The sequence below is a fragment of the Streptomyces sp. NPDC044984 genome (assembly GCF_040646935.1).
Lineage (GTDB): Bacteria > Actinomycetota > Actinomycetes > Streptomycetales > Streptomycetaceae > Streptomyces.
The window spans coordinates 203,991-224,000 of record NZ_JBEZBE010000001.1; the positions used below are offsets into that span (position 1 = coordinate 203,991).

22 protein-coding genes and 1 pseudogene are annotated in these 20,010 nt (G+C 69.1%); 15 read left to right on the forward strand and 8 right to left on the reverse strand.

All coding sequences use genetic code 11. The features are described 5' to 3' along the window. The first annotated feature begins 1 nt into the window (after position 1). From AB0A94_RS01005 to AB0A94_RS01030, 6 genes are all read left to right on the forward strand, one after another. Positions 2–550, forward strand: a complete 549-nt coding sequence (locus AB0A94_RS01005) for a DUF1707 and DUF4190 domain-containing protein (protein WP_361736860.1) — start codon at positions 2–4, stop codon at positions 548–550. Positions 551–828: 278 nt separating this feature from the next. After that, complete coding sequence (gene rpsL, locus AB0A94_RS01010; protein ID WP_003948652.1) at positions 829–1,200, forward strand: 30S ribosomal protein S12; 372 nt, start codon at positions 829–831, stop codon at positions 1,198–1,200. Between the two features lie 2 nt (positions 1,201–1,202). Beyond that, positions 1,203–1,673 (forward strand): 30S ribosomal protein S7, encoded by a 471-nt coding sequence (gene rpsG / locus AB0A94_RS01015; RefSeq protein ID WP_003992340.1) that lies wholly within the window; start codon positions 1,203–1,205, stop codon positions 1,671–1,673. A gap of 39 nt (positions 1,674–1,712) precedes the next feature. Then, positions 1,713–3,839 (forward strand): elongation factor G, encoded by a 2,127-nt coding sequence (fusA, locus tag AB0A94_RS01020; RefSeq protein ID WP_361736863.1) that lies wholly within the window; start codon positions 1,713–1,715, stop codon positions 3,837–3,839. A gap of 167 nt (positions 3,840–4,006) precedes the next feature. Next, the gene (tuf, locus tag AB0A94_RS01025) at positions 4,007–5,200 is read left to right on the forward strand and encodes an elongation factor Tu (protein WP_217128206.1); all 1,194 of its coding nucleotides are present in this window, start codon (positions 4,007–4,009) and stop codon (positions 5,198–5,200) included. A gap of 191 nt (positions 5,201–5,391) precedes the next feature. After that, positions 5,392–6,276 carry a hypothetical protein gene (locus AB0A94_RS01030; RefSeq protein WP_361736867.1) on the forward strand — a complete coding sequence of 295 codons (885 nt, stop codon included), beginning with the start codon at positions 5,392–5,394 and terminating at the stop codon, positions 6,274–6,276. A gap of 360 nt (positions 6,277–6,636) precedes the next feature. Here AB0A94_RS01030 and AB0A94_RS01035 read toward each other — a convergent pair whose 3' ends face one another. After that, positions 6,637–7,995, reverse strand: a complete 1,359-nt coding sequence (locus AB0A94_RS01035) for a carbohydrate-binding protein (RefSeq protein WP_361736870.1) — start codon at positions 7,993–7,995, stop codon at positions 6,637–6,639. Positions 7,996–8,086: 91 nt separating this feature from the next. Beyond that, positions 8,087–9,034, reverse strand: coding sequence for a LysR family transcriptional regulator (locus AB0A94_RS01040; RefSeq protein WP_361736873.1), 948 nt, complete (start codon positions 9,032–9,034; stop codon positions 8,087–8,089). 221 nt (positions 9,035–9,255) lie between these two features. On the opposite strand from AB0A94_RS01040, the gene AB0A94_RS01045 reads away from it, so the two are divergent. Continuing rightward, positions 9,256–10,428: an endo-1,4-beta-xylanase gene (locus AB0A94_RS01045; protein ID WP_361736876.1), complete on the forward strand. Its 1,173-nt coding sequence runs from the start codon at positions 9,256–9,258 to the stop codon at positions 10,426–10,428. Positions 10,429–10,556: 128 nt separating this feature from the next. Here the strand turns inward: AB0A94_RS01045 and AB0A94_RS01050 are convergent, their stop codons facing one another. The 4 genes and pseudogenes from AB0A94_RS01050 to AB0A94_RS01065 form a co-directional block, all read right to left on the reverse strand. Next, entirely contained in the window at positions 10,557–10,745 is a 189-nt protein-coding gene (locus AB0A94_RS01050; protein ID WP_361737573.1) for a hypothetical protein, read from the reverse strand. 17 nt (positions 10,746–10,762) lie between these two features. Continuing rightward, positions 10,763–10,969, reverse strand: a pseudogene (locus tag AB0A94_RS01055) (SAM-dependent methyltransferase); the annotation flags it as partial. Between the two features lie 102 nt (positions 10,970–11,071). Next, positions 11,072–11,323 (reverse strand): hypothetical protein, encoded by a 252-nt coding sequence (locus AB0A94_RS01060; RefSeq protein ID WP_361736879.1) that lies wholly within the window; start codon positions 11,321–11,323, stop codon positions 11,072–11,074. 102 nt (positions 11,324–11,425) lie between these two features. Continuing rightward, positions 11,426–11,980, reverse strand: coding sequence for an SUKH-4 family immunity protein (locus tag AB0A94_RS01065; protein WP_361736882.1), 555 nt, complete (start codon positions 11,978–11,980; stop codon positions 11,426–11,428). 318 nt (positions 11,981–12,298) lie between these two features. Here AB0A94_RS01065 and gdhA point away from each other — a divergent pair, with 318 nt between their 5' ends. Further along, entirely contained in the window at positions 12,299–13,657 is a 1,359-nt protein-coding gene (gene gdhA, locus AB0A94_RS01070; RefSeq protein ID WP_361736885.1) for an NADP-specific glutamate dehydrogenase, read from the forward strand. A gap of 16 nt (positions 13,658–13,673) precedes the next feature. Here gdhA and AB0A94_RS01075 read toward each other — a convergent pair whose 3' ends face one another. After that, positions 13,674–14,432 (reverse strand): DUF2071 domain-containing protein, encoded by a 759-nt coding sequence (locus AB0A94_RS01075; RefSeq protein WP_361736888.1) that lies wholly within the window; start codon positions 14,430–14,432, stop codon positions 13,674–13,676. A gap of 121 nt (positions 14,433–14,553) precedes the next feature. On the opposite strand from AB0A94_RS01075, the gene AB0A94_RS01080 reads away from it, so the two are divergent. From AB0A94_RS01080 to AB0A94_RS01100, 5 genes are all read left to right on the forward strand, one after another. Continuing rightward, positions 14,554–14,895: a cupin domain-containing protein gene (locus tag AB0A94_RS01080; RefSeq protein WP_361736891.1), complete on the forward strand. Its 342-nt coding sequence runs from the start codon at positions 14,554–14,556 to the stop codon at positions 14,893–14,895. Between the two features lie 108 nt (positions 14,896–15,003). Further along, the gene (locus AB0A94_RS01085; protein WP_361736894.1) at positions 15,004–15,429 is read left to right on the forward strand and encodes a hypothetical protein; all 426 of its coding nucleotides are present in this window, start codon (positions 15,004–15,006) and stop codon (positions 15,427–15,429) included. A 43-nt stretch (positions 15,430–15,472) separates the two neighbouring features. After that, the gene (locus AB0A94_RS01090) at positions 15,473–17,539 is read left to right on the forward strand and encodes a hypothetical protein (protein WP_361736897.1); all 2,067 of its coding nucleotides are present in this window, start codon (positions 15,473–15,475) and stop codon (positions 17,537–17,539) included. Between the two features lie 2 nt (positions 17,540–17,541). Beyond that, a complete protein-coding gene (locus AB0A94_RS01095) occupies positions 17,542–18,075 on the forward strand; it encodes a hypothetical protein (RefSeq protein WP_361736900.1) in 534 nt (177 codons plus the stop codon). A 92-nt stretch (positions 18,076–18,167) separates the two neighbouring features. Further along, positions 18,168–18,389: an AAA family ATPase gene (locus AB0A94_RS01100; protein WP_361736903.1), complete on the forward strand. Its 222-nt coding sequence runs from the start codon at positions 18,168–18,170 to the stop codon at positions 18,387–18,389. Here the strand turns inward: AB0A94_RS01100 and AB0A94_RS01105 are convergent. Next, positions 18,365–18,826: an ATP-binding protein gene (locus AB0A94_RS01105; RefSeq protein WP_361736906.1), complete on the reverse strand. Its 462-nt coding sequence runs from the start codon at positions 18,824–18,826 to the stop codon at positions 18,365–18,367. The genes AB0A94_RS01100 and AB0A94_RS01105 overlap by 25 nt on opposite strands. A gap of 143 nt (positions 18,827–18,969) precedes the next feature. On the opposite strand from AB0A94_RS01105, the gene AB0A94_RS01110 reads away from it, so the two are divergent. Together AB0A94_RS01110 and AB0A94_RS01115 are read left to right on the forward strand one after the other, a co-directional pair. Beyond that, positions 18,970–19,815: a helix-turn-helix transcriptional regulator gene (locus AB0A94_RS01110; protein WP_361736909.1), complete on the forward strand. Its 846-nt coding sequence runs from the start codon at positions 18,970–18,972 to the stop codon at positions 19,813–19,815. Further along, entirely contained in the window at positions 19,812–20,000 is a 189-nt protein-coding gene (locus AB0A94_RS01115) for a DUF397 domain-containing protein (protein ID WP_361736912.1), read from the forward strand. Before AB0A94_RS01110 ends, AB0A94_RS01115 begins: the two co-directional genes overlap by 4 nt. Positions 20,001–20,010 lie beyond the last annotated feature (10 nt).

Consider the following 20,010-nt stretch of genomic DNA (forward strand, 5'->3'; position numbering starts at 1 on the left):
GGTGTCGTATTCGCCGTATCCGCAGTGGCAGCCCTGGCAGCAGCAGGGGCAGGGCGTGCCGCAGCCGTGGGGCGGGCAGGCCGCTCCGTCGATGCTGGCCTCGCACGCCGACCGGGAGCGGGCCGTGGACGTCCTCAGGGCCGGGTACGGGGAGGGGCGGCTGGAGAAGTCCGAGTTCGACCGGAGGGTCGCGCGGGCGTACGCCGCCCGTACGGTGGGGGAGCTGGCGCTGCTGGTGGCCGACCTGCCGCAGGGGCCCGTACCGCACGCCGTGCGCGCCGTGCCGGCGGTGCTCCCGCCGGCGCCCCGGGCGCGGGTGAACGGCAAGGCGGTCGCCTCCGCCGTCTGCGGCGGGCTCTGTCTGGTCACCTTCGGACTCACCGGCATCCCGGCGGTGATCCTGGGGCACGCGGCGCGGGCCGAGATCAGGCGCACGGGGGAGGAGGGCGACGGACTGGCGCTGACCGGTCTGGCGCTCGGCTGGCTGGCGAACGGGGCGTGGGCGGTCCTGATGTTCCTGTCGTTCGCGCTCGCGCTGGCGGCCGGTTGACAATCGAGGGACGACGTGTTCCGTGCGGCGGCGCGGGTCGGCCCCATTTGTTTTGACCGCAGCGAATGCGATAGGTACGCTCAGACCTTGTGCCTGGGGTGTGCCCTGGCCTTCGTGCGTGCCATCACACCGCACCGGGGGCTGATGAACGGCCACCGTGATCCACACGTTCTTTTCGCCTTGCGGCGGAAGTCCGCGGGATTCGACACACCCGACCGCGTGGGTCGGCGACGTTCCAGGTTAGCTTCACCAATCGGCACACAGAAACCGGAGAAGTAGTGCCTACGATCCAGCAGCTGGTCCGCAAGGGCCGGCAGGACAAGGTCGAGAAGAACAAGACGCCCGCACTCGAGGGTTCCCCTCAGCGTCGCGGCGTCTGCACGCGTGTGTTCACGACCACCCCGAAGAAGCCGAACTCGGCCCTGCGTAAGGTCGCGCGTGTGCGTCTGACCAGCGGCATCGAGGTCACGGCCTACATTCCGGGTGAGGGACACAACCTGCAGGAGCACTCCATCGTGCTCGTGCGCGGCGGCCGTGTGAAGGACCTGCCGGGTGTTCGCTACAAGATCATCCGCGGTTCCCTCGACACCCAGGGTGTCAAGAACCGCAAGCAGGCTCGCAGCCGTTACGGCGCCAAGAAGGAGAAGTAAGAATGCCTCGTAAGGGCCCCGCCCCGAAGCGCCCGGTCATCATCGACCCGGTCTACGGTTCTCCTCTGGTGACCTCCCTGATCAACAAGGTGCTGCTCAACGGCAAGCGCTCCACCGCCGAGCGCATCGTCTACGGCGCCATGGAGGGTCTGCGTGAGAAGACGGGCAACGACCCGATCATCACGCTGAAGCGCGCGCTGGAGAACATCAAGCCGACCCTCGAGGTCAAGTCCCGCCGTGTCGGTGGTGCGACGTACCAGGTTCCGATCGAGGTCAAGCCCGGTCGTGCCAACACGCTCGCGCTGCGCTGGCTGGTCGGTTACTCCCGCGCCCGTCGCGAGAAGACCATGACCGAGCGTCTGCTCAACGAGCTTCTCGACGCCTCCAACGGCCTGGGTGCCGCTGTGAAGAAGCGCGAGGACACGCACAAGATGGCCGAGTCCAACAAGGCCTTCGCGCACTACCGCTGGTAGTCGCTACCCACATCGAGACCGAGAGAAGACTGAAGCCTTATGGCTACCACTTCACTTGACCTGGCCAGGGTCCGCAACATCGGGATCATGGCCCACATCGACGCGGGCAAGACGACCACCACCGAGCGGATCCTGTTCTACACCGGTGTGTCGTACAAGATCGGTGAGGTCCACGACGGCGCCGCCACCATGGACTGGATGGAGCAGGAGCAGGAGCGTGGCATCACGATCACGTCCGCTGCCACCACCTGCCACTGGCCGCTCGAGGACAACGACTACACGATCAACATCATCGACACCCCGGGGCACGTCGACTTCACCGTCGAGGTGGAGCGTTCCCTGCGTGTGCTCGACGGTGCCGTGACCGTGTTCGACGGTGTCGCCGGTGTCGAGCCGCAGTCCGAGACGGTGTGGCGTCAGGCCGACCGTTACGGCGTCCCGCGCATCTGCTTCGTCAACAAGCTGGACCGTACCGGCGCCGAGTTCCACCGCTGCGTGGACATGATCTCGGACCGCCTGGGCGCCCAGCCGCTCGTCATGCAGCTCCCGATCGGTGCCGAGGCCGACTTCCAGGGCGTCGTGGACCTGGTCCGCATGAAGGCGCTCGTGTGGTCCGCCGAGGCCGCCAAGGGCGAGATGTACGACGTCGTCGACATCCCGGCCACGCACACCGAGGCCGCCGAGGAGTGGCGCGGCAAGCTGGTCGAGGCCGTCGCCGAGAACGACGAAGAGATCATGGAGCTGTTCCTGGAGGGCCAGGAGCCCACCGAGGAGCAGCTGTACGCCGCGATCCGTCGCATCACCATCGCGTCCGGCAAGTCCAGCGACACCACGGTCACCCCGGTGTTCTGCGGCACCGCGTTCAAGAACAAGGGCGTCCAGCCCCTGCTCGACGCGGTCGTGCGCTACCTGCCGACCCCGCTCGACGTCGAGGCCATCGAGGGCCACGACCCGAAGGACGCCGAGGTCGTCGTCAAGCGCAAGCCGTCCGAGGACGAGCCGCTGGCCGCGCTCGCGTTCAAGATCATGAGCGACCCGCACCTCGGCAAGCTCACCTTCGTCCGGGTCTACTCGGGCCGCCTGGAGTCCGGCACCGCCGTGCTGAACTCCGTCAAGGGCAAGAAGGAGCGCATCGGCAAGATCTACCGCATGCACGCCAACAAGCGTGAGGAGATCGAGTCGGTGGGCGCCGGCGACATCGTCGCCGTCATGGGCCTGAAGCAGACCACCACCGGTGAGACGCTGTCCGACGACAAGAGCCCGGTCATCCTGGAGTCCATGGACTTCCCGGCGCCGGTCATCCAGGTCGCCATCGAGCCCAAGTCGAAGGGCGACCAGGAGAAGCTGGGCGTCGCGATCCAGCGCCTGGCCGAGGAGGACCCGTCCTTCCAGGTCCACTCGGACGAGGAGACGGGCCAGACCATCATCGGTGGCATGGGCGAGCTGCACCTCGAGGTGCTGGTCGACCGTATGCGCCGTGAGTTCAAGGTCGAGGCCAACGTCGGCAAGCCCCAGGTCGCCTACCGCGAGACGATCCGCAAGGCCGTCGAGCGCGTGGACTACACCCACAAGAAGCAGACCGGTGGTACCGGTCAGTTCGCCAAGGTGCAGATCGCGATCGAGCCGATCGAGGGCGGCGACGCCTCGTACGAGTTCGTGAACAAGGTGACCGGTGGCCGCATCCCGAAGGAGTACATCCCTTCGGTGGACGCCGGCGCCCAGGAGGCCATGCAGTTCGGCATCCTGGCCGGCTACGAGATGACGGGCGTCCGCGTCACGCTCATCGACGGTGGCTACCACGAGGTCGACTCCTCCGAGCTCGCGTTCAAGATCGCCGGTTCGCAGGCCTTCAAGGAGGCCGCGCGCAAGGCTTCGCCCGTGCTCCTGGAGCCGATGATGGCCGTCGAGGTCACCACGCCCGAGGACTACATGGGTGAGGTCATCGGCGACATCAACTCCCGCCGTGGCCAGATCCAGGCCATGGAGGAGCGGGCCGGTGCCCGCGTCGTGAAGGGTCTCGTGCCCCTCTCGGAGATGTTCGGCTACGTCGGCGACCTGCGCAGCAAGACGTCCGGCCGTGCCAGCTACTCCATGCAGTTCGACTCCTACGCCGAGGTTCCGCGGAACGTCGCCGAGGAGATCATCGCGAAGGCCAAGGGCGAGTAACGGACTCCGTTTAACGGACCCCGTTCACACGCTTTAGGCTTGACCCCGGAGCCTGCAGGGGACATTCCGCCGTCACCCGGCGGAATGTCCCGGGCCCGGGTTTCCCAGCAAAGATCACCTGGCGCCGATGAGTAAGGCGTACAGAACCACTCCACAGGAGGACCCCAGTGGCGAAGGCGAAGTTCGAGCGGACTAAGCCGCACGTCAACATCGGCACCATCGGTCACATCGACCACGGTAAGACGACCCTCACGGCCGCCATTACCAAGGTGCTGCACGACGCGTACCCGGACCTGAACGAGGCCTCGGCCTTCGACCAGATCGACAAGGCTCCCGAAGAGCGCCAGCGCGGTATCACCATCTCCATCGCGCACGTCGAGTACCAGACCGAGACGCGTCACTACGCCCACGTCGACTGCCCCGGTCACGCGGACTACATCAAGAACATGATCACGGGTGCGGCGCAGATGGACGGCGCCATCCTCGTGGTCGCCGCCACCGACGGCCCGATGCCGCAGACCAAGGAGCACGTGCTCCTGGCCCGCCAGGTCGGCGTCCCGTACATCGTCGTCGCCCTGAACAAGGCCGACATGGTGGACGACGAGGAGATCCTGGAGCTCGTCGAGCTCGAGGTCCGTGAGCTGCTCTCCGAGTACGAGTTCCCGGGCGACGACCTGCCGGTCGTCAAGGTCTCCGCTCTGAAGGCCCTCGAGGGCGACAAGGAGTGGGGCAACACCGTCCTCGAGCTGATGAAGGCCGTCGACGAGAACATCCCGCAGCCCGAGCGTGACGTCGACAAGCCGTTCCTGATGCCGATCGAGGACGTCTTCACGATCACCGGTCGTGGCACCGTCGTCACCGGTCGTATCGAGCGTGGTGTCCTCAAGGTCAACGAGACCGTCGACATCGTGGGCATCAAGCCGGAGAAGACCACCACCACGGTCACCGGCATCGAGATGTTCCGCAAGCTGCTCGACGAGGGCCAGGCCGGTGAGAACGTCGGTCTGCTGCTCCGCGGCATCAAGCGCGAGGACGTCGAGCGCGGCCAGGTCATCATCAAGCCCGGTTCGGTCACCCCGCACACCGAGTTCGAGGCCCAGGCCTACATCCTGTCGAAGGACGAGGGTGGCCGTCACACCCCCTTCTTCAACAACTACCGCCCGCAGTTCTACTTCCGTACGACGGACGTGACCGGCGTCGTGACCCTCCCCGAGGGCACCGAGATGGTCATGCCGGGTGACAACACCGAGATGAAGGTGGAGCTCATCCAGCCCGTCGCCATGGAGGAGGGCCTGAAGTTCGCCATCCGTGAGGGTGGCCGGACCGTGGGCGCCGGCCAGGTCACCAAGATCAACAAGTGAGCTTGCTGATCTGACCTGGTAGCTCCTGCTGCGAGCACCTGAGAGGGCCCGCACGACTTCGGTCGTGCGGGCCCTTTCGCTTGTGCGGATGAGCGTTCGGCGTCAACTCTGCGGCCGGGGGTGTCATTCGTTCGCGCGAATGACGGGGCATGTGCGGGCGGCACATGCCGTTCCGCCCATAGCTTCGCCCCATGGTCAGCTCATCCCATGAGGCCCTGCACCGGATCTTCCAGCAGGACCCGGGCCTCTTCGCGCGCGTCGCCAGGAACCTCGGCGTCGCCTTTCCCCCACCTGTGTCCGCCTCCGAACTCTCCACCGACCTCACGGAGACACAGCTGCTGGAGCGCCGGGTGGACACGCTGCTGCGGATGGAGACCGAGGACGGCAGTTTCGTCCTGGCGGTCGAGTCACAGGGCGAGCCGGACCCGCGCAAGCCCGCAAGCTGGGCTTATTACCTCGCCCACGTGTACGCCAAGTACGGCGTCCCGCCGGTACTCCTCGTCGTCTGCGCGGACCGGAGGACGGCCGCGTGGGCGGCCCAGCAGGTCGACATCGGCCCCCGTCAGTGGCCCTCGCTCACCCTGCGCCCCCTCGTCCTGGGACCCGACGACGTGCCGGTGATCGCCAGCCCCGACGAGGCCGCTCGCGACATTCCGCTCACGGTCCTGTCCGCCGCGCTGCACCGCCGTGACCCGGACGCCGATGCCATACTGAACGCGCTGGCAAAGGCACTCAAGGGCCTGTCGGCCGACGACGAGAGCACCGCAGGCACCTTCATCGAACTCATGGAACAAGGCCTCGGCAAGACGCCGGCCGCAGATCTCTGGAGGCACCTCATGGCCGTCGACCTCTCTTTCTTCCAGTCGGAGACCGCTCAGCAGCTTCGAGCCGAGGGCCAGATGAAGAGCCGGGCGGAGGACATCCTGCTTCTCCTGGGGCACCGGGGTGTCGAGGTCACCGAAGAGGACCGGGACCGCATCGTCGGCTGCGGCGACCCCAATGTGCTGGGTCTCTGGTTCACCAAGGCCATCACCGCCACGTCGACGGCGGAGGTTTTCGAGGGCGAGCCGGCGTGATCCGGCTCAGTGCGGCAGCCGCCGTCCCGAAGGCATCGCCGTCGCTCCCCGCCGCGAAGCCCAGGCCGGCTTGGTCAGGGCCTCGGCGGACTCCAGCGTGCCGGGCTTGGCCCTGAGGACCGTGCCCGTGCCGATCGTCCAGCCGAAATGGCCCCATAGTGCCGGGCCCCTGGGTGCCTCCTGGCCGATCCACAGGACACGCCGGACAGGGGACCATCCCGCCGTGAACGGTGCTGTCGCCGTCCTTCGCGTCTCATGAGGCGTACTTCCGGGTCCGGCGCGGGCGTGTCATGGGACCGGCCCCGGGCGCGCTCACCACAGCGCGCCCGGGGCCGGTCTTCCCCCGTCGGGAACGTCAGCTCACACGCGCTGCCACAGCGCCGGGACGTTCGACGGCTCCCAGCCGGTCTGGGCTTGGTGGCCCTGGAGGCAGCGGTAGGTGGCGCCGCCGTACGTCACCGTGTCGCCCGGCTGGTAGACGGTGCCCGCCGACCAGGTGCCGCCGGGTTCCTCCTCGGGCGGCTCCTCGCCGCCGCCGGTCGTCTTCAGGGTGAGGCCGTAGTTCTGGAGCAGCGGGTTGATCGGCTGGAAGAACGTCGTACCGCCGCTGCTGCAGTTGCCCGAGCCGCCCGAGGTGACGCCCTGCGCCTGGCTGCCGGAGATGTACGAGCCGCCCGAGTCGCCCGGCTCGGCGCACACCGTGGTCCGGGTCACGCCGCTGATGGTGCCCTCGGGGTAGGTCACGCTGGTGTTCAGCACCTGGATGGTGCCGCAGTGCCAGCCGGTGGTGGAGCCGGAGCGGCAGACCGAGGCGCCGACCGGGGCCTGGGCGGAGCCGGTGACCTGGACGTTCTGGCCGCCCTGACCCTTGACGTGAGGAGTCGCCGTCCACTGGGAGTTGGTGGCCACCCACGCCATGTCCCGGCCCGGGAAGACCGAGCCCTGGAAGGTGCCCTGGGCCACCCGGTTGTGGCCGCTCGTGCTGTCACCGGTCCGCCCGCAGTGACCGGCGGTGGCGTAGCCCTGCTGGGTGCCCTTGGTGACGGGGAAGCCGATCGAGCAGCGGCCGCTGTTGTTGGTGTAGTACGCCTCGCCGCCCCGCAGGTCGTACAGCGGGCGGGGCCGGTCGGCCGACTTCTCGATCCGGGTGAGGGAGCGGTCGGTGCCGGCCGCCGCCAGGAGGACGCGGGCGGCGGAGGGGCGTACCGCCTGGACGACCACCGTGTTCGTGCGGACGTCCACGTACCAGACGGGGGCGTCGGTGGTGTCGTTGCGCTGAGCCGCCCGGTCCAGACGGGACTTGACCGCGTCCAGAGCGGTCAGGGAGTGGCGTACGACCGTGGCCTTCGCGCCCTGCGCCTCGATGGCCGGTACGTCGTCGGCGTCCGTCGTCGCCACCGTGAGCGTGCCGGACTCGGCGCCGCTCACCCAGGCGCCCGCGAAGTCGGAGCCCAGTGCCGCGCGGAGGCGGGCCGCGGTGGTGCCGGCGTCCGCCTCGTTCGCCAGGCGGCGTTCCGCCTGCTGCCGGTCCAGGCCGAGGTCGCGTTCCATGGCCTCGAGGAGGGCGGGCGGGGCGGCGTCCGTGCGCAGCGCCTGTGCCGCCGAGGCGGTCGGCTCCGCGCTCGCGGAGCCGCTGAGCCCGGCCACGAACAGAGCGGCCGTCGCCGCGACGGCGGCACCCACGGATCTGGTGCGTCGGGGGAGGGGTCGGTGGGGCATGGGGCATCTCCTCGGTTCGGTGGGGAGGTGCCGAAACCGTAGGGAGGGCCGAACGGCGGGCGTAAGAGCTCGGCCGGCCCTCTCCCCGGTGTTATGGAACGGGCTGGGCGGCGAGCCACTCCGTATAGCTGTCGCTGCGCGCCGCCACGCCCGCGTGGGCGACCCGGGCCTGTTCAAGGACGGTGGCGGCGGTCTTCGCCCGCTGTGTCACGGTGTGCCGGCCCAGCAGGTGCCGCCAGGTCAGCGGAGTGCCCGTGAGCGGCCGGGTGGTGATTCCGGGCGTGGTCGGGAAGGTCGCCCGGCACAGCCCGACCGCCCGGCCGACCTGCACCAGATGGACCAGGGACGAGGTGTCCGTCTCGTACATCCGGCGCGGGGTGAAGCCGGCGCGGGCGCAGGCCGCCGTGAAGCAGTCCCCGAAGCAGCCGTCGCCGGGGACGCAGGCCCACTGCTCACCGGCCAGTTCGGTCAGGTCCACCTCTCCCGGGTGGGCGAGCGGATGGCCCTCCGGCACCATGACGAACACCGGATCGACCGCGACCTCCTGCCAGACCAGGCCCTCCGCACCCGGTGGCTCGGCCGAGCCGCAGGTCCCGGCGAGGGCGAAGTCCAGCCGGCCCTCGACGAGCAGTGCGGCCAGCTCCCGCTCGGACCAGGACGTGCAGGTGGTGACGCGGGTGTCCGGCACCGCGTCCGCCAGCCGGTCCACCAGGGCGCCCAGCAGCGGACCGTGGGTGCCGCCCAGCCGGAGGCAGGAGGTCGCGCGCGAGGTGCGGGCGAACCGCGCCGCCTCCTGCTGCAGTTCGGTCACCGCGGGCAGCACGATCCGGCTGCGCTCCAGCACGAGTTCGCCCAGCGCGGTCGCCCGCACCCCGTGCCGCCCGCGTTCGAACAGCTCACCGCCCAGGGCGCGTTCGATCCGCTTGAGCTGTGCGCTCAGCGCCGGCTGCGCGAGCCCGAGCGCCGTCGCCGCCCTGGTCAGGCTGCCTGCGTCGGCAATCGCCCGGATCGTCTTCAGATGCCGCAACTCCAGCTCCATGAGGGGAGCTTGCGACGTGACGGGTGCGGGAGCAAGGGGTTGGTACGGACCTGCTGTCCGGCCGGTCGTCGGCGCGGACACGACCTGCGCACAGGTGCGGACACGACCTGCGCACGGGTATTGACGCGCGGCTCGGCGAGACCTTAGCGTCCGCTCATCCCTAATGTTTCGGACTGGGCTTCGAAACATTCGAGAACGATGATCGGAATGAGACTCCCCGCATGAGATCCATTCGTTTCGCCACCGTGGCCCTCGCCACCGCCGCCCTGACCCTGCCGCTCATGACGGGCTCGGCCGCCGCCGACCCGTCGGCCGGCAAGGAGGCCGCGCCGCACTCCCACGCCAAGTTCGACCGGCTGCGCGAGGCCGCTCCCGAGGGCTTCGTCGTGGGCACCGCCGTGGCGGGCGGCGGCCACCACCTGGAGCAGGACTACCCGGACCCCTTCACGCACGACAGGGAGTACCGGAAGATCCTGGGGCGCCAGTTCAGCTCGGTCTCCCCCGAGAACCAGATGAAGTGGGACTACATCCACCCCGAGCGGGACCGCTACGACTTCGCGCAGGCCGACGCCATCGTCGAGTTCGCCAAGCGGAACCACCAGGTCGTACGCGGCCACACCCTGCTGTGGCACAGCCAGAACCCGGCGTGGCTGGAGGAGGGGGACTTCTCCGAGGAGGAGCTGCACGCGATCCTGCGCGAGCACGTCACCACCGTCGTCGGCCGCTACGCCGGCAGGATCCAGCAGTGGGACGTCGCCAACGAGATCTTCGACGACCAGGGCAATCTGCGCACCCAGGACAACATCTGGATCCGGGAGCTGGGCCCGGGCATCGTCGCGGACGTCTTCCGGTGGGTCCACGAGATCGACCCGAAGGCGAAGCTGTTCTTCAACGACTACAACGTCGAGAGCGTCAACGCGAAGAGCGACGCCTACTACGCCCTCGTCCAGGACCTGCTCGCGCAGGGCGTTCCCGTGCACGGCTTCTCCGTGCAGGGGCACCTGAGCACGCGGTACGGCTTCCCGGGCGACCTGGAGGACAACCTGCGCCGGTTCGACGCGCTCGGCCTGGAGACCGCCGTCACCGAGCTGGACGTCCGCATGGACGTCCCGGAGGGCGGCAAGCCCACCGAGGAGCAGGAGCGGAAGCAGGCCGACTACTACCAGCGGACGCTTCAGGCGTGCCTGGCCGTCGACGGCTGCAACTCGTTCACCATCTGGGGCTTCACCGACAAGTACTCGTGGGTGCCGGTGTTCTTCGAGGGCGAGGGCTTCGCGAACGTCATGACCGACGACTTCGCCCGCAAGCCCGCCTTCTACGCCCTGCGGGACACGCTGAAGGAGGCGGCCCGGGAGGACGACTGCGAGAAGGACCGCAAGCACCGGAAGGGCTGAGGAGGTCCCTCGGACCCCCCTGGGCCGGCCACGCACGACGCGCAACCGGTCCGGGGGCGGTCCCCTGTCCGGCGCCCGGCGGGGCCGCCCCGGTCAGGGGTGGCCCCGCCGTCCCGCTCCGCGAGGGCTCAGGCCTTGCGGGCCACTGCGACGTACGCCCCGCTGTGGACGCCCTCCTGACCCGGGACCGGCTCACCGAACTCCGGATGCCGCTCCTCGGCCGCCACGATCCCGGGGCCGACGACCTCCAACCCCTCGAAGAAGCGGGCGAACCGCTCCGGTTGCGCATGTCCATGGTGAGACCGCCCGCCCGGCACGGGGCGGTCACCCTCCTCGACGCCTCCTCCGGGCGGCAGCCGGGCGTGAGGCGCGACATGACCAGGCAACTGCCCGGCTCCAGCTCCTCCTTGAGCCGTTCCACCAGCTCGTACGCCCCGTCCTCGTCGCCGATGAAGTGCGGCAGCGCGATCAGGGAGCGGGGCGTCGCACTCGTCGGGATGGTGACCCGCCCGCGGGCGGAGAAGGGGTTCCGTGAGGCCACGGTCCAGCTGAGGGCTGCGCGCAGCGGTTCGCGTCCTCACTCTGGCCTTACGGGCGGCAGCCCTGTGCTTCTTCGCCTCGGAGGTGTGCGGCCCTTGGTCCGTCAGTGCAGGACCCGGTGGCAGTGGGCCTGGAGGCTGATGCCCTCGCCGGCCGCGTCGGTGCCGAGCAGGATGCGCACGGGGGAGAGGACGGGGCTCTCCTGCAACGCCGTCTTGTCGGCCGAGGCGATGGCACCCCGGCGCACGGCGTCCAGGAAGGCGTCAAGGCGGCCCGGCTCGTCGAACCCGGCGGCCGGCGACGGAAGTTCGTACTGGTCGTGGACGCCGGTCGCCTGCTCCAGCTCCCACACCACCCGCAACTCCTCGTCACGGGCGTCGTCCTGGACGGACGTCAGGGAGACGAGGTGCGGTGCGGAAGCCCCGGCGCTGCGGGCGCGTGTGCTCGGCGGCCCGTCTCACCAGATGCCTTCGGCGACCTCGTCGAGGACGAGGTTCCACTGCGACCGGCCGTCCTCGAAGGGGAGGGGGTCGAAGGCCTCGATCCGCGCGCGCAACCGGTCGAGCCGCTCGTCGACGTCGGCGTCGTCGTCCCGCGCGTGCTCCTCGAACCTCTTGAAGAGGAGCAAGGCGTAGGTGAGGGACTCGACGTCACGGTGGAGTTGCGTGTACGAGTCCAGGGGGTCGCCCTCGCCGAACGCGTACACCTTCCCGCTCCCGGGGTCGAGGGCGATGAGGGAGGCGGCGAAGTGGGCGAGCACCAGCCAGGACCCGCACTCCTCGGGCAGGGGCCCGTCCTCGGGCCCGAACCACCCGGCCAGACCGATCGACTCCTCCTGGCCGTCCCCGGCCTTCGACCTGAAGTACTCGTCGTCCGGAAGCCCGACCCCGCTGAGGAAGTCCGCCGTCCGTGCGTCGAGGCGGCTGCCCGGTTCCTCGTGGCGGGGGAAGTACACGACACCTGTGAGACCGAACGCGCTGAGGAGTTCGTCCGCGGAGACTGCGAAGCTCATGGGAACCCTTGTGCTCGGTCGTGGGCGGTGGCCGATGCTACCGGTCGTGCGCAGGCCGGCTCGAAGGGTGCCGACCTGCCGTGGGTCGGTGGGACGCCGGAGTGAGCGGCGCCAGGCACCCGGACTCCGCACATGCCGTCCACATAGCGAACAATCCGGATCGGCTCTTGGTATCGAGTTAACACAGGAGTAACACTGGGAGGGTCGGCCGGCCTGTCGTATACGACCAGGGTGGCCGCTGTCCTGCGCGCGGCAACGGCGCCGAGCGCCCATCACCGGCTATACGTACCGGTGTCAGCCGCGCCAGAAAGGGACCTCGTGACCTCACGACCCGACCCCAAGACCTCGCTCGACCTGCTGCGCGCCGAGATCGAGCGCCGCAACCCGGCGGAACCCGAGTTCCACCAGGCCGCGCGCGAGGTGCTGGACACCCTCGCCCCGGTGCTCGCGGCGCGCCCCGAGTACGCCGAGCCGGGGCTCGTCGCGCGGCTGGTCGAGCCGGAGCGGCAGATCATGTTCCGGGTGCCGTGGCAGGACGACCAGGGCCGGGTCCACGTCAACCGGGGCTTCCGGGTCGAATACAACAGCGCCCTCGGCCCCTACAAGGGCGGCCTGCGCTTCCACCCGTCGGTGAACCTCGGGATCATCAAGTTCCTCGGCTTCGAGCAGATCTTCAAGAACGCCCTGACCGGTCTCGGCATCGGCGGCGGCAAGGGCGGCAGCGACTTCGACCCGCAGGGCCGCAGCGACGCCGAGGTCATGCGCTTCTGCCAGTCCTTCATGACCGAGCTGTACCGGCACATCGGTGAGTACACCGACATCCCGGCCGGGGACATCGGCGTCGGCGCCCGCGAGATCGGCTACCTGTTCGGCCAGTACCGGCGGATCACCAACCGCTGGGAGGGCGGCGTGCTCACCGGCAAGAGCGCCGGCTGGGGCGGCTCGCTGATCCGCCCGGAGGCGACCGGATACGGCAACGTGCTGTTCGCGGAGGCCATGCTGCGCGCCCGCGGCGAGGACCTGGAGGGGCAGACCGCGGTCGTCTCCGGCTCCGGCAACGTCGCGATCTACACCATCCAGAAGCTGACCGCCCTCGGCGCCAACCCGGTCACCTGCTCCGACTCCAGCGGCTACGTCGTCGACGAGAAGGGCATCGACCTGGAGCTGCTGCGCCAGATCAAGGAGGTCGAGCGCGGCCGGGTGAGCGACTACGCCGAACGCCGGGGCGCCTCCGCGCGGTTCGTGCCCGGCGGACGGGTCTGGGAGGTCCCGGCCGACGTCGCCCTGCCGTCGGCGACCCAGAACGAACTGAACGCCGTCGACGCAGACGCCCTCATCCGCAACGGCGTGAAGGCGGTCTCCGAAGGCGCGAACATGCCGACGACGCCGGAGGCCGTACAGCTGTTCCAGCGGGCCGGCGTCGCCTTCGGCCCCGGCAAGGCGGCCAACGCGGGCGGCGTCGCGGTCAGCGCGCTGGAGATGACCCAGAACGCGTCGCGCACGTCGTGGAAGGCCGACCAGGTCGAGAACGAGCTGGCCCGCATCATGACCGACATCCACACCACCTGCGCCGAGACCGCCGAGCGCTACGGCGCCCCCGGAGACTACGTGACCGGCGCGAACATCGCCGGCTTCGAGCGGGTGGCGGACGCGATGCTCGCACAGGGCGTCATCTGACGCGTACGTCGAGGCGTCACGGAGTGGGGATGCCGGCCGGGCGGGCCGGACGTCCGAAACGGGCGGGGACGCCCGGTGAGTACAGCACGCTCACCGGCTCCCCGGCCGGCCTCGGCAGCCCGGCCGCGGTGACCAGGTCCTCCTCGCACTCCACCAGCTCGGCCCGGTGCAGAGGCCAGCGCGGATGCGCGTTGGGCAGGTACATCGACCGCCCGAAGAAGGCGCCGTGCATGCCCCAGCGGGCGGTGAGGAAGTGCTCCAGCTCGGTCGGCTCCTCGATCAGCTCACCCCGGCGCACGGTGATACGTCCGCCGGCGCCCCGCGGACCGGGCCAGCGCCGGGAGCTGGTGTACGTCACCGTGCCGCCGTCGAGATGGTCCACGCGCATCCGGGACCAGAGGTACGGCATCCGAAACCCCAGCCGGGCGACTACCACCGGGATCAGCCGGGAGGCGTCCAGGGAGAGGAAGACGACCCCGCGCCGCCCGTGCGCGTCCACCGAGTACAGACGGACGTTGGTCTCCGGGAAGTCGCCCAGATAGGGGACACCCGGCAGTCGCAGCCACCCCACCCGGTGCATCCGGAACGCGACGAGACCGACGTACGTGACCCCGTCCAGGGTGTCGGGCACGGTGCCCGGCGGCAGCAGCGGGGCCACGTCGGCCGGATCCACCGCCCAGTGCACGAAGGTCAGGTCGAGCCACGACTGGGTGAGCAGTGGACGCGCGATCGCCTCCGGCGGATCGGGCGTGATGGGCTGAGGGGGCGGCGGCACCGCGCCAGTATCGCCGAGGGCACCGACAGCCGTACGGCACGACGGGTGAACGTGGCGGACACCACGATGTACCCCACATGGCCCTGGCGACCGGCAAGGTCCCCCGGCAAAGCTCGATGCCATGCGGAAGCTCTCCCTCGACGCCCTCGTCCGCGAACACCTGGAACGCGCCGCCGCCGGCTCCGACGGCCGCAGCGCCACCACCGTCCACGGCGGTCACGAGCACACCCTGCGCCAGACCCTCCTCGCCCTGACCGCCGGCACGAGCCTCGCCGAGCACGAGAGCCCCGGCGAGGCGACCCTGCTGGTCCTGCGCGGCCGCGTCCGCCTCACCAGCGGCGACACGGAGTGGGAGGGCCGCACCGGCGATCTGATCGTCATCCCCCCGGTCCGCCACGGCCTGGAGGCTCCGGAGGACGCGGCGGTACTCCTCACGGTCGCACGACAGGACCAGGTGTACTGACCCGTGGTGTCACGTTCCGCGATGCCGCGATACCGTGTGCGACGGCGATCACGCCTTCGGCACCGGTGTGGTCGCGTGGGAGAGCGACCGGAACGGGGAGGACGGTTCGTGGTGACGGGCACCGCCGGAACGGAGCGGACGGTCGGGACGAGGCTGAACCAGCTCCCGGCGGAGCGGGGCGGGGGAGCGCCGGCGGGCGGCCGGAAGGACCTGGCCTCGTCGCCCGCCCAGAAGAAGGCCGCCGCGAGGGCGATCGAGGAGCACATCGAACCCGACACGGCGAAAGCCGGACGGTGGGCGGACGAGGACACCGCCAGCGCGGTCAAGGCCTTCCGGGCGAAGGACGGGGACGGCTGGGTCACCTCGGCGGCACTGAAGAAGGCCCACGAGACCTGGGGCGGACAGGTGAAGAACCTGATGGACCGGCTCGACGCGGAGAAGAGCGCGCTGCGCAGCGCCAACACCGTGCTGCAGGGCACGGACCTCGCGGTGGGCGCCGAGGTCAGGCGGACCTCCCCGCTCGACCGCTACTGACCGCGGACGACGAGCCCTGCCGAGACACCCACGGGGAACCGGGATGCCGACCTACCACGAGATCATGACCACGGACCTCGGCGCACTCACCACGGCCGCCGAACGATGGGACGGGATGGCGGGTGAGTTCGCCGAGCAGGAGAAGGCCTATCGCCGGGACGTGCACGGCATCTCCATGGGCACCGGCTGGGTGGGACTGAGCGCCGACGCGGCCAACAGGCGTTTCGACATCACCCTCAAGCAGTTCCAGTACGCGCAGACGGAGGCCAAGGCGGTGGCCGCACTGCTGCGTGACGCGCACGCGCAGTTCGTCGAACTGCGCGGCCGGCTGAAGTCGGCCCGGCAGGACGCCGTCGACGCGGGCATGAAGGTCTCCGAGAGCGGACGCGTGAGCTTCGACATGGAGCGGTTGCCGGAGGAGTCACGCAGGGCGGTGCGCCAGGATCCGGGATACCTGGAGGCCGTCCAGTCGTGGCAGGACCGCATCGACAAGGCGGTACGGGACGTCACGGACGCGGACACCGGCGTCCGGATCGCCCTGCGGGCCGTCGTGACCGACACCAGTGCCATCGCCGGCGGCAAGGGCTTCAACGGTGAGGCGAAGGGCGACATCGAGAAGTACGAGGGCGAGGCGGCCGAGGAGGCGCTGGAGCGGCTCCGCAAGGGCGAGCGCCTGTCCGACGGGGAACTCGCCGAGCTCGAGCGGACGTTCCGCGACAACGGCGACGACCCCGCGTTCTCCCGCACGCTCCTGGACGGCCTGGGCGCCGAGGGCACCATCAGGCTGACGAACGAGCTGAACGACCTCGTCCACGAGCGGGGCGGCGACCGCGCGGGCCGCTACGCGAAGATCGAGACCGGCCTGGCCCACGCCCTCGCCTCGGCGACCCGGGACACCGGGTCGTCGTGGTACGAGGGCTGGCGCGAGGACATGCGGGAGGCCGGCGTGGCGCGACACGCCACCGACGCCCAGGGCGTCCGCCTCGACAAGGCGGTCGGCTACCAGTCGCTGGTCACCCTCATGCAGAAGGGCGACGGGTACGCGCCGGACATGCTCGCGGACCTGACCGACGACATGATCGCGGCCGAGAAGAAGGACCCGGACATCTGGCACCTGAAGCACGAGTACAGCGGAGAGCGGGACGGCTGGTTCGCCAACGACCCGGTGGACGGCATGCTCGGCGTCATGAGCCGGAACCCCGCCGCCGCGGCGGACTATCTCAGCTCCGACGAACACATGAGGTACCTCATGAAGGAGCGGGACTGGGAGGTCACCCTGCACGAACGGGAGGGGGCCAAGGCGAGCACGTACACACACGGTGTGGACGGTGACAGCCGCGCGGGCTTCGGCGCAGCCCTGCAGGCCGCGGCGACCGGTGTCGACCCGTCGGACGAGAACGCCCGCTACGTCGAGCACACCGAGCAGAACGAGAAGGTCTTCAAGTCGGCCCTCACCCACCTCGCGGAACACGGCGACGACTTCCCGCCGCTCTTGCGGGAGCCCATGGCCAACATTCTCGTCAACCATGGGGACACCGTGCACACGGCGATGAGCGAGGTCGCCGTCGCGAAGTCCCCCCTGGACCAGACCGACCTCTTCGAGGTCATCAAGCAGATCTCCAAGGATCAGGACGCCTACGGCACGCTGAACGGCGGACTGAACCAGGCGATGGTCACGGACTTTCATGCCGACACCCGGCCCGACGCGACCGAGTCCCTCGTGCGTGCCGGGCGGACAGTGGGTTTCCTGGAGGAGGCACGTACTCAGGCGCAAGGTGATCCCAAGGTTGCGGAATTCGCGGCCAAGCCGCTCATCGACGAAGCGATCAGCTATATCCCTATGGTCAGTGACAAGGTCCAGCAAGGGTTCGATTACGTCACGAACATGTGGCTGGAGGACGAGCAGAAGAGGCTCGACGAACAGAGGACCGAGAGCAATATCGCGGTTGCTGAATCGAGGAACAGGCAGCTCATGGCGCTTGTGGACGAATGGAAGGCTGCGCGAGAAGGTGAATTCGACGAAACCTACGATGCGCAGAACACCATCGACATGGCAGCCGGCCGGGGTGAAGTAAAGGGTAGGGATGTGTCCGGGGTGGAGCCGAAGTGAGAGTGAGTAGCTCGACGAGACGGACCGCGGCCCTCGCCCTGATCCTCACCTTCCTCGTAGTGTCCTGTGGGCGGGGCGACAAGCCCCAGCCTCCTGAGAAGATCTGTGGTACGCCGGTCGATTGGGAAATCGCCAAACCGCTTGTTGAGTCCGCAGAAGATCTCCATGAATACAATCGGGTGGACCGTTCGGAAGCGATCTCCGCTCCGTGTACGCTTTTTTCCGGTGATGACCGAGAGATGGAGTTCAACTTCTACTGGACCTCGGACGCACCCGGGTTGGCTCAACGGTCAGAATTCGATCCAGTGCTCGAAGACGTTTCGCAGCGGCGCAAAGCAGATATCGGTGACGAGGCGGTCGTCGGCAGAAATGGCGCCATCGTGAGTGCCTCATGCATCACTGATCGCGGACGATATTTCACGCTCAAGTTGCACTTGCCGCAGGCGAGCATTCTGGACGAAGCCAACCGTGCAAAAGTGGAGAAGTTCATGCGCGCCTACTTTCCCGCCACCGTGAAGACGCTGGGCTGCCGCTGAGTCGGCCGGTTGCCGCTGGACGCGCCGTGTGAGCTGCTGCTTAGCTGAGGGAAGGACTGCGCCAGGCCGATAGTGAGCGAAAGAAGTGCCCGGTGGACACTCCCCGTCTTGAAGAGGTGCGACTGACCTCCTTCAAGAGCTTCACCGAGCAGCGCCTGCCCTTGCAGGATCTCACCGTGATGATCGGGCGGAACGGCAGCGGGAAGTCCAACGCGCTCGACGGGCTGATGGTGTTGTCCCGGCTGGCGCTGGGCGAACCGGTGCGGGACGTGCCGGGCCGCGTCACCGATCACCGGGGCGGGACGACGGGCTGAGAACCGGCGGATCCGGTCTCCACCTCGGCCCAGACGGTCTTGAGCGGGGGCGGGCCGGGGACGACTCCCCAGCGGTCGGCGAGGGCCTCCACGAGCAGCAGGCCGCGGCCGGACTCGGCGTCGGTGGCGGAGTGCTGCGGGCACGGCAGCCGGTCACCGCGCGTGTCGGTGACCTCGATGCGGAGAGTGTCGCCGACGACGTACAGCAGCAGCCGGAAGTCCCGGCCGGGGACGCGGCCGTGGGTGACGGCGTTGGCCGCCAGCTCCGCGACGATGAGCTCCGCCGGATGCGACGGCAGTCCCCACGTGCGCAGTTGCTCGGTGGCGAGCAGCCGGGCGAGACGGGCGCCGCGCGGCGTGGAGGACAACTGGAGGCTGAAATTACGGACGGGGACGGCGGTAAGCCGGGGCGCGGGGTCACTGATTTCCTGGTTCACATCACTCAGCGTGTCGGAACATGCTTCCGTGAATGAGTGACAACGCCTTCACGTACCGTCACTGTCCCGGCTTTTGTCTCGGCTGTCTCGGCTGTCTCGGCGTTGTACGAGTACGAGTACGCGTACGCGCCGGAGGAGGAGCCGTGGACGAGGATGTCGACGAGGCGGGGTGGGATGTCGAGCCGGGCGACGAGATCGAGCCGGTGGTGCAGGCGGTGGGCCGCCTGCTCAGGGTCTGCCGCGAGTCCGCCGGAATGAGCGTGTCCGAGCTGGCGGACGCCCTCAGGTACGGCGAGGACATGATCCGCAAGATCGAACGCGGGGCCCGGATCCCCCGCCCGGAGTGCCTGGACAGGGCGGACCAGATCCTGAAGGCGCAGGGGCATCTGAGGGCCTTCATGGAGGACATGCGCAAGGCCCGGTATCCGAAGAAGGTGCGGCAACTGGCCGAGCTGGAGGAGCGGTCGGTGGAGATGCTGCTGTACAGCAACCACAACATCCATGGGCTGTTGCAGACGGAGGAGTACGCGCGCACGCTGTTCGAGATGACACAGCCCGCGCTCACCAACGACGTAGTGAAGCGGGAGACCGCCGCCCGTGTGACGCGGCAGGCCGTTCTCAGGAGGGAGCCCGCTCCCACGCTCAGCTTCGTCCAGGAGCAGGTGACGCTCGAACGTCCCTATGGTGGAAAAATGGTGCTGCGCCGACAGTTGGAACACATCTTGGAAGTGGCGCAGTTGAGGAACGTAACGCTTCAGGTCATGCCGACCGACCGGCAGGAGCACGCCGGATCGCAAGGTCTGATCGAGGTGCTGAAGTTCGCCGACGGCACGGCGATGGGACGTTCCGACGGCGCGTTCAACGGTCGCCCGGTGTCGAGCCCCAAGGACCTTCGGATCCTTGAACTGCGCTATGGCATGATCCGGGCGCAGGCTCTCACGCCGAGGGAGTCGCAGGCCTTCATCGAGCAAATGCTGGGGAGACTATGAGCACTGCGGAACTCCACTGGTTCAAGAGTAGCTACAGCAGCAGCGGCGAGCCCGGCGACTGCATTGAGATCGCCCCCACCCCCACCACCGTCCACGTCCGCGACTCCAAGGACACCTCCGGCCCCCGACTCGCGTTCACGCAGGGGGCGTGGGCGGACTTCGTGACCTACGCGTCGCAGAGCTGACCCCACGACG

Excerpts from the sequence above, each read along its gene's own strand:
- AB0A94_RS01035 (WP_361736870.1), bottom strand. The coding sequence starts at position 7,995 with ATGCCCCACCGACCCCTCCCCCGACGCACCAGATCCGTGGGTGCCGCC.
- AB0A94_RS01065 (WP_361736882.1), bottom strand. The coding sequence starts at position 11,980 with ATGAGCTTCGCAGTCTCCGCGGACGAACTCCTCAGCGCGTTCGGTCTC.
- AB0A94_RS01045 (WP_361736876.1), top strand. The coding sequence starts at position 9,256 with ATGAGATCCATTCGTTTCGCCACCGTGGCCCTCGCCACCGCCGCCCTG.
- AB0A94_RS01040 (WP_361736873.1), bottom strand. The coding sequence starts at position 9,034 with ATGGAGCTGGAGTTGCGGCATCTGAAGACGATCCGGGCGATTGCCGAC.
- AB0A94_RS01115 (WP_361736912.1), top strand. The coding sequence starts at position 19,812 with ATGAGCACTGCGGAACTCCACTGGTTCAAGAGTAGCTACAGCAGCAGC.
- fusA (WP_361736863.1), top strand. The coding sequence starts at position 1,713 with ATGGCTACCACTTCACTTGACCTGGCCAGGGTCCGCAACATCGGGATC.
- AB0A94_RS01080 (WP_361736891.1), top strand. The coding sequence starts at position 14,554 with ATGCGGAAGCTCTCCCTCGACGCCCTCGTCCGCGAACACCTGGAACGC.
- rpsG (WP_003992340.1), top strand. The coding sequence starts at position 1,203 with ATGCCTCGTAAGGGCCCCGCCCCGAAGCGCCCGGTCATCATCGACCCG.
- AB0A94_RS01090 (WP_361736897.1), top strand. The coding sequence starts at position 15,473 with ATGCCGACCTACCACGAGATCATGACCACGGACCTCGGCGCACTCACC.
- AB0A94_RS01030 (WP_361736867.1), top strand. The coding sequence starts at position 5,392 with ATGGTCAGCTCATCCCATGAGGCCCTGCACCGGATCTTCCAGCAGGAC.